At 39.8% G+C, this 16,225-nt stretch carries 14 protein-coding genes; 3 read left to right on the plus strand and 11 right to left on the minus strand.

Going from position 1 to position 16,225, the window contains the following annotated elements; all coding sequences use genetic code 11:
* Position 1: 1 nt before the first annotated feature.
* Complete coding sequence (gene arsH, locus FTU29_RS14270) at positions 2–706, plus strand: arsenical resistance protein ArsH (RefSeq protein ID WP_180122521.1); 705 nt, start codon at positions 2–4, stop codon at positions 704–706.
* 58 nt (positions 707–764) lie between these two features.
* Here the strand turns inward: arsH and FTU29_RS14275 are convergent, their stop codons facing one another.
* The 4 genes from FTU29_RS14275 to FTU29_RS14290 all read right to left on the minus strand — a co-directional run bounded on the left by FTU29_RS14275 (position 765) and on the right by FTU29_RS14290 (position 4,350).
* Positions 765–1,283 (minus strand): GNAT family N-acetyltransferase, encoded by a 519-nt coding sequence (locus tag FTU29_RS14275; RefSeq protein WP_180122524.1) that lies wholly within the window; start codon positions 1,281–1,283, stop codon positions 765–767.
* A gap of 90 nt (positions 1,284–1,373) precedes the next feature.
* The gene (gene proB / locus FTU29_RS14280) at positions 1,374–2,507 is read right to left on the minus strand and encodes a glutamate 5-kinase (RefSeq protein WP_180122526.1); all 1,134 of its coding nucleotides are present in this window, start codon (positions 2,505–2,507) and stop codon (positions 1,374–1,376) included.
* 40 nt (positions 2,508–2,547) lie between these two features.
* Positions 2,548–3,762 (minus strand): Obg family GTPase CgtA, encoded by a 1,215-nt coding sequence (cgtA, locus tag FTU29_RS14285; RefSeq protein WP_078190204.1) that lies wholly within the window; start codon positions 3,760–3,762, stop codon positions 2,548–2,550.
* Positions 3,763–3,975: 213 nt separating this feature from the next.
* Positions 3,976–4,350: a helix-turn-helix domain-containing protein gene (locus FTU29_RS14290; RefSeq protein ID WP_078191873.1), complete on the minus strand. Its 375-nt coding sequence runs from the start codon at positions 4,348–4,350 to the stop codon at positions 3,976–3,978.
* A gap of 115 nt (positions 4,351–4,465) precedes the next feature.
* Here FTU29_RS14290 and FTU29_RS14295 point away from each other — a divergent pair, with 115 nt between their 5' ends.
* Complete coding sequence (locus FTU29_RS14295; protein ID WP_180122528.1) at positions 4,466–5,320, plus strand: SDR family oxidoreductase; 855 nt, start codon at positions 4,466–4,468, stop codon at positions 5,318–5,320.
* A 58-nt stretch (positions 5,321–5,378) separates the two neighbouring features.
* On the opposite strand, the gene FTU29_RS14300 is transcribed toward FTU29_RS14295, so the two are convergent.
* From FTU29_RS14300 to uvrB, 7 genes are all read right to left on the minus strand, one after another.
* Positions 5,379–6,059, minus strand: coding sequence for a hypothetical protein (locus FTU29_RS14300; protein ID WP_180122530.1), 681 nt, complete (start codon positions 6,057–6,059; stop codon positions 5,379–5,381).
* A gap of 3 nt (positions 6,060–6,062) precedes the next feature.
* Positions 6,063–6,779 (minus strand): MFS transporter, encoded by a 717-nt coding sequence (locus FTU29_RS14305; RefSeq protein WP_180122532.1) that lies wholly within the window; start codon positions 6,777–6,779, stop codon positions 6,063–6,065.
* A 294-nt stretch (positions 6,780–7,073) separates the two neighbouring features.
* Positions 7,074–8,531 (minus strand): glyceraldehyde-3-phosphate dehydrogenase, encoded by a 1,458-nt coding sequence (locus FTU29_RS14310; protein WP_111885541.1) that lies wholly within the window; start codon positions 8,529–8,531, stop codon positions 7,074–7,076.
* A 712-nt stretch (positions 8,532–9,243) separates the two neighbouring features.
* Positions 9,244–10,920: a hypothetical protein gene (locus FTU29_RS14315; protein WP_180122533.1), complete on the minus strand. Its 1,677-nt coding sequence runs from the start codon at positions 10,918–10,920 to the stop codon at positions 9,244–9,246.
* A gap of 229 nt (positions 10,921–11,149) precedes the next feature.
* The gene (rarD, locus tag FTU29_RS14320; RefSeq protein WP_078191878.1) at positions 11,150–12,082 is read right to left on the minus strand and encodes an EamA family transporter RarD; all 933 of its coding nucleotides are present in this window, start codon (positions 12,080–12,082) and stop codon (positions 11,150–11,152) included.
* A 134-nt stretch (positions 12,083–12,216) separates the two neighbouring features.
* The gene (locus FTU29_RS14325; RefSeq protein WP_180122534.1) at positions 12,217–12,807 is read right to left on the minus strand and encodes a lipocalin family protein; all 591 of its coding nucleotides are present in this window, start codon (positions 12,805–12,807) and stop codon (positions 12,217–12,219) included.
* 155 nt (positions 12,808–12,962) lie between these two features.
* Positions 12,963–14,984, minus strand: coding sequence for an excinuclease ABC subunit UvrB (gene uvrB / locus FTU29_RS14330; protein WP_180040495.1), 2,022 nt, complete (start codon positions 14,982–14,984; stop codon positions 12,963–12,965).
* 294 nt (positions 14,985–15,278) lie between these two features.
* On the opposite strand from uvrB, the gene FTU29_RS14335 reads away from it, so the two are divergent.
* The gene (locus tag FTU29_RS14335) at positions 15,279–16,067 is read left to right on the plus strand and encodes a hypothetical protein (RefSeq protein ID WP_180108283.1); all 789 of its coding nucleotides are present in this window, start codon (positions 15,279–15,281) and stop codon (positions 16,065–16,067) included.
* The last annotated feature ends 158 nt before the right edge of the window (positions 16,068–16,225 follow it).

Here is a 16,225-nt window from a genome sequence, read left to right on the forward strand (position 1 = left end):
AATGAAGCTCCCCAATATTCAACTAGATCTACTTGAAACACCGAGTTTTGAACATGTTCAAGCAAAAGCACTTGAACATCCGCCACGCATTCTGCTGCTCTATGGCTCTAACCGTGAACGCTCATTTAGCCGTTTAACAGTATTGGAGGCGGGTCGAATCCTTGAACATTTTGGTGCAGAAGTCAAAATCTTTCATCCTAAAGGTCTTCCACTGCCTGAAGATGCTGAAACTTCACATCCCAAAGTTCAGGAATTACATGAATTGCTTACATGGTCAGAAGGCATGGTTTGGTGTTCGCCAGAACGACATGGTGCGATGAGCTCTATATTGAAAGCACAAATTGATTGGATTCCTTTAGCGTCAGGTGCCATTCGTGCTACTCAAGGTAAAACGCTGGCGTTAATGCAAGTCAGTGGTGGTTCGCAATCTTTTAATGCTGTTAACCAAATGCGCATCCTTGGGCGTTGGATGCGGATGATCACGATTCCAAATCAATCTTCCGTTGCAAAAGCATTTTTAGAGTTTGATGAAAATGATCGCATGAAACCTTCCTCCTATTACACTCGCATTGTCGATGTGATGGAGGAATTATATAAATTTACCCTACTCACACGTGGTCAATCTGCCTACCTCACAGATCGCTATTCTGAACGAGTTGAAAGTGCGGAAGAACTCTCTAAACGAGTTAATCAAAAGAACCTTTAATGAAAAAACTCCTGCATCTGTGCAGGAGTTTTGGTCTAAAATATCCATCCGTTTCAACTTAAACTAATAATTTATAAAATAATGTCGTTGAATCTATTGTACCTGTATGGCTCAATGCAAATTGCGGAATGATCCCAGCTTTTATAAAGCTAAATTTTTCATATAGCTTTTCAGAGACATCGCCTGTACGCGTATCAAGTATAAGTAATTTCAAGTTCAAGTGTTTTGCTTTATCTTCTGCAAGTGTGAATAATTGGTGAGCAATGCCTTGCTGACGTACCTTTGGATGCACCATAAGTTTTTCAATCTCAGTACGACGCAGCGCATTGGCTTTGGTGGCACGAACCAATTGTACTGTGCCCACAACTTCACCGCTTTGCAGCGCCACCCACAAAAAGGTTTTATGCTTTTGAATATCCTTTGCCACAGCAGACCAATATTCATCATAGTGCGACTTAGATTCTTTAGTTAAAAAACCCAGTGATGCACCATCTTGCACACATTGGGCCAATAATTCACACAGTTGAGCCTGCTCATCTTTTAGATCTTGAAGGTTTAAATATTGAATTTCGCTCATATTCTTCTCGTCTTATTACTATTTTTATCGTTATATTCAAATGGCATGCCATAAAAAATCCCGCTCGGAAGCAGGATTTTGATTTTCAATTTAGTAAATCGACATATGATTGCGATGGATCATTTCAAGTGATCGGGCTTCCCCTAAAACTTGATGAACTTTATCTGAGGCCAAACCTTTAACTATTTCTGCCGAGCGTGAACTGAAGTTTACACGACCTACGGCAACACGATGACCTTGTGTATCGACACACTCCACCACATCACCACGTTCAAAATGCCCTTCAACCGCTTTCACGCCTACAGGTAATAAACTGCGGTGATTATCACGAATGGCTTTGACTGCACCATCATCAATCACTAAACGACCAGCTGTTTGTAAATGTGCAGCTAACCATTGTTGATGGGCTGTGACACGGTCATTGTCGGTAATAAATAATGTACCAAGTAATTCACCGGCCATCACGCGTGACAGCACATTATCACTATCACCGCTCGCAATGACTGTTGGGCAACCGGACTTGGCTGCCAAACGTGCCGCACGAACTTTGGTCAACATACCACCACGACCGAATTTACCGCCGCCGCCAGCCATATCGAATAATGATTCATCCATTGCACGTACTGTATGGAACAGTTTGGCATCTGGATTGGAACGAGGGTCTGAGTCAAACATGCCTTCTTGGTCAGTTAAAATCACCAATAAGTCTGCATGTACCTGACCCGCCACCATAGCTGCCAAAGTATCGTTATCACCAAAGCGGATTTCGTCAGTCGACACTGTGTCATTTTCATTGATCACAGGAATCACACGCCAATCAATCAAATGCTGCAAGGCATCACAAGAGTTTAAATAACGACGACGGTCAGCCAAATCGTCATGGGTTAATAAAACTTGAGCTGTACGAATAGAACGTTGTTCTAAAACGCTTGACCAAGTATGTATTAAACCCATTTGTCCAATGGCTGCGCAAGCCTGAAGACTGGGTAGATCTGTGGGTCGGCTGTCCAGATTCATTCGAACCATACCTTCAGCCACAGCACCGGAAGACACAAGAATGATCTCGCGTCCTGCATTGTGTAGTTCTGCAATTTGTCCCGCCCAATGCGAGATTGCATCCAGATCTAACCCTTTTCCGTTTGCTGTGAGTAGTGATGATCCGATTTTAACAACGATACGTTTACAACCCTTGAGCTGACGTTGCCCATCTACCACTTCTATCATCTTGTCCTCAGACTTGTTTGCTTTGACACTTATTCAGCAATTAACGTACGTAGTACGATTCTGCCTCATCATCACCGTCTTCAAATTCATCATCAAAGTCTTCACCTTGACCTGCCAGACGTTGTTGACGACGCATTTCACGATATGCTTCTTTCGCAGCAAGCGTTTGCTCACGTGTTTCAGCTTCAAGCTGATCACGGAACGCTTTAACTTCTGCTGCATATTCAGGATCTTCAGTTTCGCGTTCGCGCTGTTCTTCAATTTGATCCATCAGGTAGTACACAACGTCTTTAGTACCTTCAAACGTTAAACCTGAAGTTTTGAATACAGGGCCTTTCCACTGCAACTCTTCGAGAATGTGATCACACCATTCATCACGCGTTTCAGCCGCCAATTGGTCTACTTTATTGAGTACCAATACAACAGGTAATTTTGAAAGTGTTGGAGAGAATTTTTTCAATTCTTCCAAAATTGCTTTTGCATTGTACGCAGGGTCTGATCCATCAATCGGTTGAACATCTACGATGTGCAATAAAATACGTGTACGCGCCAAGTGTTTCAGGAATCGAATACCTAGACCTGCACCTTCTGCCGCACCTTCGATTAGACCTGGAATATCCGCCATTACAAATGAACGGTGACTATCGGCATCAACCACACCTAGGTTTGGCACCATAGTGGTAAATGGATAATCTGCAACTTTTGGTTTTGCTGCTGAAACTGCACGGATAAAGGTTGATTTACCCGCATTTGGCATACCCAACAAACCAACGTCTGCGAGTACTTTTAATTCAAGACGAATTTCACGATATTCGCCTTTTGAGCCGTGTGTACATTTACGTGGAGAACGGTTGGTTGAAGATTTGAAGTGAGTATTACCCAAACCACCTTCACCACCTGCTGCCACTAACACACGCTGACCGTCAGCCACTAAGTCGCCGATGATATCGCCAGATTCTGTATCTACAATTGTTGTGCCCACTGGAACGAGCAATACGGTATCTTCACCGCCACGGCCTGAGCAGTTCGCTCCACGACCATTTTTAGCACGTTCTGCACGGAATTTACGTGTATAACGATAATCTACTAGGGTACTTGTGTCGTTGTCGGCTTGAACGTATACGTTACCGCCACGACCACCATCACCACCATCTGGACCACCAAATGGTACGAATTTTTCACGGCGAAAACTGGCTACGCCATTGCCACCGTCGCCAGCCTCTACGGTAATGACCGCTTCATCAACAAAGCGCATGTTTGCCAATCCTCTAAAAACTTTAAAACCGCTTATTCTGCCATATTTTAAAGAATTTCTCGAACAATATTATTCAGCAATACTATAAATTTCATTCATCTTGGTGCTGATGCAAATTTTTAGGAAAATCCGCACCTCGCTCGAAAATCTTTAGCTCATCATCAAAATACCTTTGATAAATGGCAAACGAATTTCACTCCCCATTTCTGAAAGCTATTTACGTGCATTTTCCTTGGCTTCAATAATTTCAGGCAAGGTTCGTTCAACCCAACCAATCAGATGCATTAACTTTTCTGCAGCCTGTGAGCCCATTAAAGTCAGTTGATATTCAACTTTGGGTGGCACAACTGGATAGACTGTCCGTAAGATAAAACCATCTTGCTCGAGCATTTTCAGCGTTTGAGCCAGCATCTTTTCGCTCACCCCTTCGATCCGCTGCTTAAGTTCACTAAAACGGTGTACCCCTTCAGTCAAACAACGCAAAACTAATACTGACCATTTATTGGTGAGATGTTCCAATATTTCTCTAGATGGACAATCTGTGGATAAAACTTGACCTAATAATTTACTTGTAGCGTATGTGTTCATTAAATCTTTCCTCAAAGTCACTAACTTACTTTTTGGTACGTACTTACATTTAGTAAGTTAACAGATTAAGATTCAACCATCAAGATCATTTATTCAACAATCAGAGGGTTTAAATATGAAAATCGCAATTACAGGTGCAACAGGTCAACTAGGCCAATTGGTCCTTCAATTTTTATTGAAAGAAACCGCGGCCGAAAACATCATCGCTTTAGTTCGCTCAACAGAAAAAGCAGCATCTCTACAAGCTCAAGGCATCGAACTTCGTCATTTTGACTATGATCAACCAGATACACTTGTTCCTGCACTACAAGGTGTCGATAAATTATTACTCATTTCTGCCAATGAAATTGGTCGTCGTACTCCACAACACAAAGCCGTAATTGATGCTGCAGTAGAAGCGAAAGTTCCATATCTTGCTTATACCAGCCTGTTACGTGCAGATACGTCACCATTGGGTTTATCTCAAGAACATCGTGAAACAGAAAGTTTGATTCAAGCTAGTGGTTTAACCTATACCTTCTTACGAAATAACTGGTATGTCGAAAACTATCTTGCTGCTGCAGGACATGTGGTTGAAACAGGTACCTTATTTGGTGCAGCAAAGGATGGAAAAATTAATGCAGCATCCCGTGCTGACTATGCCGAAGCTGCTGCAAAAGTGCTTACAAGCGCTGGTCATGAGAATAAAACCTATGAACTTGCAAGCTCAGACAGTTTCACCTTGGCACAGCTTGCTGAAACCCTACAGCAAGTTTCAGGTCAAAATGTTCACTATCAAAATCTTACAGCAGAAGAATACACACAAGGTCTATTACAAGCTGGATTACCTGCTGGTCTTGTAGATGTGATCGTCGATGCCGATATCAATAGCATTGACGGTGCGATGCAAAGTGATCGCAAGGACTTGGAACAGCTACTCGGTCACCCAACCACTACTCTACACAGTGCTGTTGAAGCTGCTTTAAAATAAGATCAAACCAACAAAAAGCCCGAATTGATTCGGGCTTTTTTGTTGGTTTTAATCTGAGTTATGGATGTACATTTTTTATCGGCAAATCCATATTCATATCTAAATTTGCCTTGGTATTACGCTCTGCGTTATACATCGTGGCATTAAAGGTTGCGATTTTTCGCATGGTCATCGGGTCATTGAGTTTTAGTTGTGGTGCAAACTGATGTACCACGTGCAAATCAACTTTTTCATTAAACTCAAAATACACAGGACCATTAAAATTAATTCGAATAGGAATGTTATAGGTTCTTTTCAAATGAAAAGGCACATCTAACTTGACAGGAATGTCCATTTTTAAGGGAAATTTCGGCACGAGTTTATTTTTAATCACCAAATCTGTGGTCGCCTCAAGCGGCATCGTCTGGTTAATTTGAATATTGGTGGAATAATCAATATCCACTGAGATCGGAACCTCTACACTAAACTGCAAATCTGCCAGATATTTTCCCTTTAAGGGTAGTTGCAGCTTCCGATCTAAAGCAATCTGCGTATCCAGAGTCCCAATAGACTGCGTTTGCAAATAATTACCAACGGAAATTTTGGTGGGTAGTGAATGCGACAATTGAATATCAGCATTTTTTGCACGTACTTGCATCGACGCATAAATATTTAAATACAACCAAAATAACACCGCAACCAATAACGTAACTGCGATAAAACTCAAAATGACGCGCTTCGCTGATTGAAATATCCACATGGCTTACTCCTGAGCTTTAGCTTCAGTTTTGGCATGCTCTCTATTGAGTCGCATTGTTTTTAGTGGAATTACCAATTCACCCTTTTTAATTTGAACCGGCAACGTATTTTGCACATCCACTGTCGCTTTTAATGCCGTCTTAATTGGAACATTTAAATTACCTTCAATAGGAATGTTGGTTTTTAAATTTGCATTTAGTGGAATATGTAGGTTTTCTTTCAGCACGGTTTTGACTGGCGCATCAAATTTTAAATGTACTTTTTGCTCCAAAGGCACATTCATATTTACTGGAATATCCAATTGTATCGGGATATCACCTTTGAGCGGCAAAGTCACATCCTGCCCCATGACTTTAACTTTCACTTTGGTGTTCACAGGTAGGTTTTGATTCACTTTCAAAGTTTCACGCACTGGAATCGTGGTCTTAATCGGGACTTGATTATCAAAATACACCCGTGGCGTCAGCGTTTGAGTTAAGGGAATATTTAAATTTTCATGTATCGGAATTTCAGCATTCACCCTCCCTGTCACGTCCACATCCAAGGCATCATGAATTTTGACTTCGGCTTGTAACGGCTCTTGCAGATCAATATTGACGTTCTGATTTTCTAGCGGAATATAAATATTAAAGTGCTTAAACACCCAAATGGCGATAAGTACACCACAGAGCGTAGCAAACACAATAAATGCCAATCCACTGAGCATGTGCTTTGCTTGCAAACTAAATTCCTTTTGCTTTTTATTTTTTACAGTCTCATTTTGAACACATTATACAAACCAGTTTGCAATTTTTTGTATTTAATTCTTTAATAATTTCATAAACTTAAAACTTGAACATTTTAGTCAGCTTTTCATTATAAATGACTCACACTCATCTAACAGTGGCAGAAAAAAACAAGAACTTTTGATACTTTTGATCAATCCATTCGTCATCTATGCCTTAAGTTTTTAACCCATACTCTTTAGATAAAAAAAGAGCCTCAAATGAGGCCCTTTTTTTACAGCGTGAACTAATTAAGCATTAGTTTCAGCAGGAACTTTTGGATAGCTTACGCCGCCCATTTGCTCAGCAATACGCAATACTTGGCAGCTATAACCCACTTCGTTATCGTACCAAACATAAGCAGTTAAACGGTTACCAGAAGCGATTGTCGCTTGAGCGTCAAACACACCAGCAGTACGTGAACCGATAAAGTCAGACGATACAACTTCAGTTGAGTTTGTATAACCGATTTGACCTTGAAGGTTAGAGTTGATTGAAATTTGGCGAATGTATTCATTCACTTCTTCACGATCAACATCTTGACCCAAAGTAAGGTTCAAAATTGCAAGAGATACGTTTGGAGTAGGTACACGTACTGAGTTACCAGTCAATTTACCTTGAAGAGCAGGAAGTGCTTTAGCAACAGCTTTAGCAGCACCAGTTTCAGTGATTACCATGTTTAAAGTAGCAGCACGACCACGACGGTCAGCTTTATGGTAGTTGTCGATCAAGTTTTGGTCGTTTGTGAACGAGTGAACTGTTTCAACGTGACCATTGATCACTGTGTACTTGTCATTTAACACTTTAAGTGTTGGTGTGATCGCGTTTGTTGTACAGCTTGCAGCAGAGATGATTGTATCTTCATCAAGGATGTCAGCTTGGTTCACACCGTATACAACGTTCTTCATGTCACCTTTACCAGGTGCAGTTAGAATGACACGTGCAGCGCCAGCGCATTTAAGGTGCTGTGCAAGACCTTCAGAATCACGCCATTTACCTGTGTTATCGATTACAAGTGCATTGTTAATACCGTAAGCAGTGTAATCAACTTCAGATGGGTTAGACGCATAGATCACTTTGATGAAGTTACCGTTAGCAATGATTGCTTCGTTTTCTTCATCAACAGAAATCGTACCTGCGAATGGACCATGAATAGAGTCACGACGTAACAAAGACGCACGTTTTTCTAAGTCACCGTCAGATGATTTACGAACAACGATTGCTTTAAGGTTAAGACCACGACCTAGACCAGATTGGCTGATCATCAAACGTGCAAGGATACGACCGATACGACCGAAACCGTAAAGTACAACATCACGGTTTTCAACGTTAGTTGCATTGCCTTCGAGTGATTTCACAGCGTCAGCAACGAATGCGTCAACATCACCGCCTTTTTCTTTGAACTCAACAGCAAGTTTGCCAAGATCAATTTCAGCAGTACCGATGTTTTCGATTTTCGCCAAAGCTTCAAGAATTGGGAAAGTGTTCACAACTGAAAGTTCAACGTCAAGTACGCGAGTACGACGATGCGCTTTAAGAATTTGGATAACCGAACGGTTAATTAAAGAACGACCGTATACTGTAGCTACGATGTTTTTTTCACGATATAACTGACCCACTAGGGCAATCATACGTTCCGCGATTTCTTCACGGTTTTTCCAGCGACCTTGGTGCTCTGCATGTAGGGCAACGATAGTGTCTTTGCTCACAGATACGTCCTCTAATTAATTGTAAATCTAAGCATAAATTTCAAAACCCCACAATTGTAATGGAAAACTGAAAATTAATGAATCTAAAAGCAGATTTCGACAAGGTTATTTTGTTATATATTCACTATCAATTTTCAAAATAATCATGATTAGTATTATGATTTTATAGCCGAAAGTTGAAAAACCGGCTTTTTCGCAGATTTTTGTCACAAAATTTCAAATGTAGTTTTATCAACCAGATCTCAGCAGATTTAGCTCAAAGATGAACGAATATTTATATTTTTCAAATTGTGCTGTTTTTTTATTTTGCTCAATTTATAGTATTTTTACTGATGCTAAGCTCGTAATAATAATTTCACATTTTTAGATGATTTTTAAGACTATTCGACGGAGTCTTACATCTGAGGTTTGAATAAAGGGTTTAGCCTTCAGCTGGAGGTACTCTTACGAAACGTTGTTTCTCATTTGGCAAAATGAGAAGCGAAGCTTCGCAAGCAAACCATCTTGCGGAGCAATGCTCCTCACCGCAAAACTCGTTCACTACCGTCAATTTATTCAAAGTATCGCAAAAACATTTTTTATTAGAAGTAACCTTGTCTTAGACAATTGCGGATAACATTACCGCGTATCGTTCTTTTATTTGGATCAAATTACGCCTCTAATGTTACTGCCTAACATTAGTTTTAAAGTCAGATCAATATTTAAAATTCTGTTAATTTTTCAGATTCTCAGCAAACTTTTCCAAATTAAAATCAAAGAAATTTACACTCAGCTCTAATATTTTCGGTAGTGCATTTAAACCATTCTCTCCAGTACTAATCGCAAAATATCTCCGATCACTAAAAGACTGCACCTTTAAGGCATTTTCACATGGCTCAAAATCGAGATTGACGAGCTGTGACGCATGTTCCTTTTGCAACATTAAAACCTGCATATAAGTTTGTCGCTTTTTTTGCTGCTGCGCTTTTAAAGCATCGGCTTCAAGGCTTTCATAATCCCCTGTTTTCGTCATGCGTTTGGAAAATCCAACATGCGCGCCATGGGTACCCATATTTTCTACAGTTGCTTCTGTAGCAAAGACCTTCTGCTGATCATCGACCGACTGCAAGAGCGCCTTCAGCGCCATATAAATTTGCTGTGACTGCTGATGATGAAACTCCCAATTATCTTCGTTTTGGACATGAAAAATTTGAGCACGCCGTTTCAACAAAAGCACCTGCCAAGCCTGTAGTTGAAGTCGCAGTCGTTTCAACTCCAAACTTGCCTCAAACTTTGGGCAACTACTCAAGACTTTTAGACTCGTGATGAGCTTCTGAGATATTTGCATGCTATGGAAAAAGACAAAATCATGCTGTATCTGCTCACTCAGTTGATATTGAACAGTCTGATGCAATGGCTTCAAGATCAATGCATTGAACTGCTGCTCAAAAGCAGGTAAAACCGTTGCCAATTGAATGGCATCCTCTACATGCAGCATCAAAAGTAGATGCTTATCTACCCGTGTATGTAGTTGCTGCATTAAATTTTGTAGATCTAAATGTATAAAACCTGCAATGGATGCCAACTTTGAGACTCGAAATTTTAATTGTTCGATCTGTTGATTTTCTAAAGCAGTATTTAAATCTATGGCCACCCCATCAAAAACATCGTCTGCTAAGGCATCATTATGCTTTGTAGATAAAAACCGCGTTGCTGAATACTGCGTCGTCCAATCTAAATCAGGCGACAAAATATAAATAAACTCAGATGTTTGTACGATTTGTAGATATCGCGTTTTTTGTTCACGCTTTAAATAGTATTTAAAAATCGGATGTTGCCAAACCTCAGATGATTTCGGGATAGAAGCATCAAACACTTGCCCCAACACATGTGACTTTAAGAAAATTTCGATCAAGAAAATTTTAACTTGCAGAGCAGTGAGTTGACGTGCATCACTCGGCGCAATCAAATCCATTTCACGGATGATTTGTGCGGCATTTAAAATAAAATGCCGATGTAATTCGTTTTTTTCATGCTGTAATTCAAAATCTTCTTCTGCATCTATTTTATTGATATAGAGTAGGTTTTCTTCTAATTTTCGCGCAATTTGAATACTCTGGGTCAATATCCTAAGTTCTTCGAGCTGTGTTGCCAAATACTGTGCATGCTCACGCATGACATCATATTTTAGTACTTTCATCAGCATGCCCAAATTCATCGGTACATCGCTTTGATACGACTGTGATGAAGACTCCCAACGAATACCTTTTTGCGATAACACCTGCTGTATCTGCGGTAAGTTTGATTGATCAAGATCAGTGCACACTTCAGACACGATACTCTGCCAATGCTGATCCAACACAGGCTCTAGCTGTAAAAGTTTTGCGCTTAGATGAAATGGGACAACCACTGACTGCTTCCTGTATCTTGGTTCTTTAATCAATCTTTAATCAATCTTTTATCGATTTCAGTTTATTTTTATCTAAAATAAATATTTTTGTACACCATCATTCAATGCTGTTCTTCCTAAACAATAAATTGAATCATGTCTTGTTGTAGTTTTCTAAGTTTAAGATTTTACTAAAAAACAGCAAGCATTAATTGTAAACTGATCAATTTATCGTACCAGCATTTTCAGTTTAAGAATCGATTCGATCATTTAACGCTTTTACATTTTTTGCTAGCGCACGTTCATTTTGCTTTTGTTTAAACAGATGCAAAACACCTTCTATCACCAATAATAATACCGCACCCCAAATTGGAATATAGGTCAGCCATTCTTCGGCTTCTACTCGCTCCCCCAATGCGATGGATGCAAAAGCTAACAACACGGGTTCTAAATAACTCAACAAACCAAAAATCACAAATGGCAAATAACGACTCGCCAACATATAGCTACCTAAGCCAAGCGCACTCAGAAAACCCAGTCCTAAAACCGCCAAAATCAGATACGGGAATAACGACATCAGCGCTAAACTATCGCTATGAATAAATCCTAAATAAAAGGCTACAGGCAAAATTAAGCAAAGATCCCACCAAAAACCACCCAAATGATCGGTTTTAAAGGTACGACGTAAAAAGAAATAAATCGGATAAGCCACAGCGACATAGACAGTTTCCCACGCGATACTGCCAATACGCCAAATTTCGTGGCCGACCCCTAAAATTGCCAATGCCACGGCAGCCATCTGCCATTTAGACAGCTTTTCTTTATACAGTACACATCCAACCAGAACCATTACTAAGGGCAATAAAAAATACCCTAAAGATACTTCTAGCCCTCGGCCATTAATTGGTCCCCACAAAAACAACCAAAGCTGTGTAGTACATAAAAATGAACTAATGATTAACCAAATGAGAAAGATCGGTTGCTTGACCACACGCCAAAAAATTTCACTGACTTTGTTTAAATCTTTCATCCACCACATAAATAAGGTTAAAAATGGCAAGGTCGCCAACATGCGCCATGCAAAAGTTTGCTCGCTATCTAGAGGTTTTAAAAAGATGGTAAAGAAATACAAAATACCGAAAGTGACCGATGCCAATACAGACAATGCAACGCCTTTATACATCTTTCACTCCAGTCCAAATGACTACATAATCTTGATATTTTGCTTGATCAATCAAGCTTTTCGCATGGACATTCTAGCAAATAAAAAACCATGCACAGGCATGGTTTTTTAGCATTTGTTCAAATATTTAGGTTTTATGGTTTTACTGTTTGCTTGGTATGAATAATATCTGATAAGTCATAACCGACAGATTGCGCATAATTTAGATATTCCTGAAGCACTTCCTGATCTGGATGAGCCGAACGAGAAAGAACCCACATATATTTACGACGTGGCTCACCCACCAAAACTGTTTGATAGTCTTCATCGGCTTTGAGTACCCAATAATCACCACGCCCCACAGGCAACCAACGAATGGCTTCTGGTAAGAAACTAACTTTTAATTTCGAGTTAAACGGTGCATTTTGTACAAATGCCTCGCCTATTGATTGCTTCTTGGTACCATCTTTAGATACACAGCGATTATTTACATTAATGTTGCCATTTTCATTTAGCGTGTAAACCGCAATCACATCACGGTCACAGCTTTTTTGAAAAACCATAGGCTTACGAGCTACTTCATACCACATACCTAAATAACGATCGAGCTCAACTTTTTCCACAGTCTGTAATGGTTTCGTCTGTGCATAGGCCATTGTAGCTGCACCTAAACCAATTAAGACTACAGCACCTAATGCAATTTTTGCGAGCCTAAAACCAGCTTTCGGAAGATTCGTTGTTGTCATTTTTATGCCTCATTTCGATGCAAAACATTCGATGAAAATTAAGTAATTCTTTCTCTCGTGTTTTTACTCTAGCGGAAAAAATTGCTCTAAAAATCATTTTCTTGTCTGAATTATGTATGTCATTCAAACAATATTCCGCATCTTGTCTAACAAAATTATGAAATCATCTGTGCTTTTAAACGCAAGATTTCATCGCGTAATCGAGCGGCTTGTTCAAACTGTAAATCTTTCGATGCCTTCAGCATTTCTTTTTCCAGCTTGTTCATATGTTTTGCCAGAAGTTTTGGATCCGACATCAAATGACGTTCATCTGCAGTTAATGCCTTGGCCTGATCTGAAATTTTTGCATCGATTTCATCATCTGTCAGCACTTCACCTGTATCAATATCATTGACGTTTTGACGCACTGCACTGCGTGGCGTAATGCCATGTTCAAGGTTAAATGCAATCTGTAAATTACGACGACGATCCGTTTCATCAATGGCTTTTTGCATGGAGTCGGTCATACGATCTGCATATAAAATCGCTTTACCGTTTAAGTTACGCGCTGCACGACCAATGGTTTGAATCAAAGAACGCTCAGAACGCAAGAAGCCTTCTTTGTCTGCATCTAAAATGGCGACTAGAGACACTTCTGGCATATCTAAGCCTTCGCGCAGTAAGTTAATCCCAACAATTGCATCGTATACACCCGAACGCAATTCATGGATAATTTTAGTGCGCTCAACAGTGTCAATATCTGAATGTAAATAAGCGACTTTAATGCCATATTCTTTCAAATATGAAGTTAAATCTTCTGCCATACGTTTGGTTAATGTCGTAACCAATACACGCTCATTTAAGTTTTTTCGATTATTAATTTCTGACAATACATCATCCACTTGCGTTAACACTGGACGAATTTCAATTTCAGGATCAACCAAACCTGTGGGTCGAACCACTTGCTCAACGACTTGTTCAGACTTTTCCATTTCATAATGTGCAGGCGTTGCACTGACATAAATCGTCGAAGGAATAATCCGCTCCCATTCTTCAAATTTCATTGGGCGGTTATCAAGCGCACTTGGTAAACGAAAACCGTAATTGACCAAATTTTCTTTACGTGAACGGTCACCTTTATACATAGCCCCAATTTGCGGTACGGTAACGTGCGATTCATCAATGATTAATAAAGCATCATCAGGTACATAATCAAACAAAGTCGGAGGTGCTTCACCAGAAGGACGGCCAGACAAGTGGCGTGAATAGTTTTCAATACCGTTGGTATAGCCAAGCTGCTGCATCATCTCTAAATCATAACGTGTACGTTGTTCGATACGCTGTGCTTCGAGTAATTTATCATTTGCACGAAAGAATCCTAGTCGTTCTGCGAGTTCTTCACGAATCGTTCCAATTGCACGCTGTAAATTATCTTTAGGTGTTACATAATGGCTTTTTGGGTAAATCGTAATCCGTGGCACTTTACGGACCATTCTGCCCGTCAATGGATCAAACCATCGAACTGAATCAACTTCATCATCAAATAACTCTATTCGAATGGCATTTTGATCAGATTCAGCAGGAAAAATATCAATAATTTCACCACGAATACGGTATGTGCCCCGTAAAAATTCGAGTTCATTTCGGGTGTATTGCATTTCCACCAAACGACGGATGATATCATCACGGCTAATACGGTCTCCTTCCACGATATGCAGAAGCATACTCATATAAGCATTGGGATCACCCAGACCATAAATAGCTGAAACTGACGCAACGATAATTGCATCACGTCGCTCTAACAATGCCCGTGTTGCCGAAAGACGCATTTGGTCGATATGATCATTAATCGATGAATCTTTTTCAATAAAAGTATCTGAAGATGGAACATAGGCTTCGGGTTGATAATAGTCATAATAACTGACGAAGTATTCCACGGCATTATGCGGAAAGAAGGCTTTAAACTCGCCATAAAGCTGCGCAGCCAAAGTTTTATTATGCGCCATAATAATCGTTGGACGTTGCGTGCGTGCTATCACATTTGCCATGGTATAGGTTTTACCTGAACCTGTTACCCCTAAGAGCAACTGATCATGCATTCCTTTTTCAATCCCCTTCACCAATTTCTCAATCGCTTGAGGCTGATCACCTGCCGGCTGATATTGTGTTACCAGTTCAAAAGGCTGTTCCTGCATCACACTCTTCTTCAACAGTTTTATATGGCTTTATTATGAGGGCAAAGTTGCACAAAACAACGCTAAATTTATGTAAATACCAGAGGCGTGTACGGACTGTAAAATTATAATTCAACATAAACCCATAGATTTTTCTCATGTTTGAAAAATAATTCGCCTGATTTCGCATGTTTTTCTTGAGGAAACTCTTGGCTCTAAAAAAACTCAGGAATAAAGCGTTCATTTATCCCTTATTAATACTTGACCTATATAAATTTCATCTGCAACATGAACAAAAGGACGCCACAGATCAAACTTATGACTTACCAATATCATGACGAAAGTATTGTTAAAAACCTACCCGAAGATACTATTTTTGTTTTTGGCAGCAATATGGCAGGTCAACATGCTGGCGGTGCAGCGCGTACGGCCCTAGAGCATTTTGGCGCAATGAATGGTATTGGGCGTGGATGGGCTGGTCAAAGTTTTGCTATTCCAACGATGAATGAGCATTTACAACAAATGCCATTGTCTCAGATTCAACATTATGTTGATGATTTTAAAATCTATACCAAGAATCATCCGAAGACCAAATATTTTATTACGTCGATTGGCTGTGGTGTCGCTGGCTATAAAGTTGAAGAAATTGCTCCCATGTTTAAGGGTATTTCCAGAAATGTTATTTTTCCAATTTCATTCCGTCCTTTCGTTGAAAAAGCTTTACCTAAACTTACTTCGAAACTTCTACATACAATTTTTCAAGACTCGGTAATTTTTGCACCTTCGGCAGATGAATTGGTTGATGTTCTGGCCTTAACAGATAATGAAAAAAGTCTTGCGAAAATTGTGCTGAATACCCAAATGTACCCGACAGATAGCAATGGTCGTGACCGTATTTTTGAAATTGAAGATATTTTGCATGCCCTGAATGGGAAAATATTTGAGTTTCAAAGCAACTCAGAAGGCCCAATGATGTTTGGCGGTGTCATTTTAGCCCTACTTGAACTGTACAATATTAATGAAAAAGATTTTATTGATGTTTGGAAAGCTGAACGTGAAATCGCTGCACCAAAGCCTGAAAATAAAGCTCGTAAAGCCAGCCGCTAAAGACTATTTTCACCACATTTCCCCCCAAAAAACCAAAGTCTACATTGGCTTTTAATCTAATGTGGATTAATGACTTTTAGCGACTTAAGTCACATTAAAAATAAAGTTTATTTTACATATCACATTATTTTAATATCATTTTTTTCGTCTTATACTAC

This window comes from Acinetobacter sp. YH12086, assembly GCF_013419345.1.
GTDB classification, from domain to species: Bacteria; Pseudomonadota; Gammaproteobacteria; order Pseudomonadales; family Moraxellaceae; genus Acinetobacter; species Acinetobacter amyesii.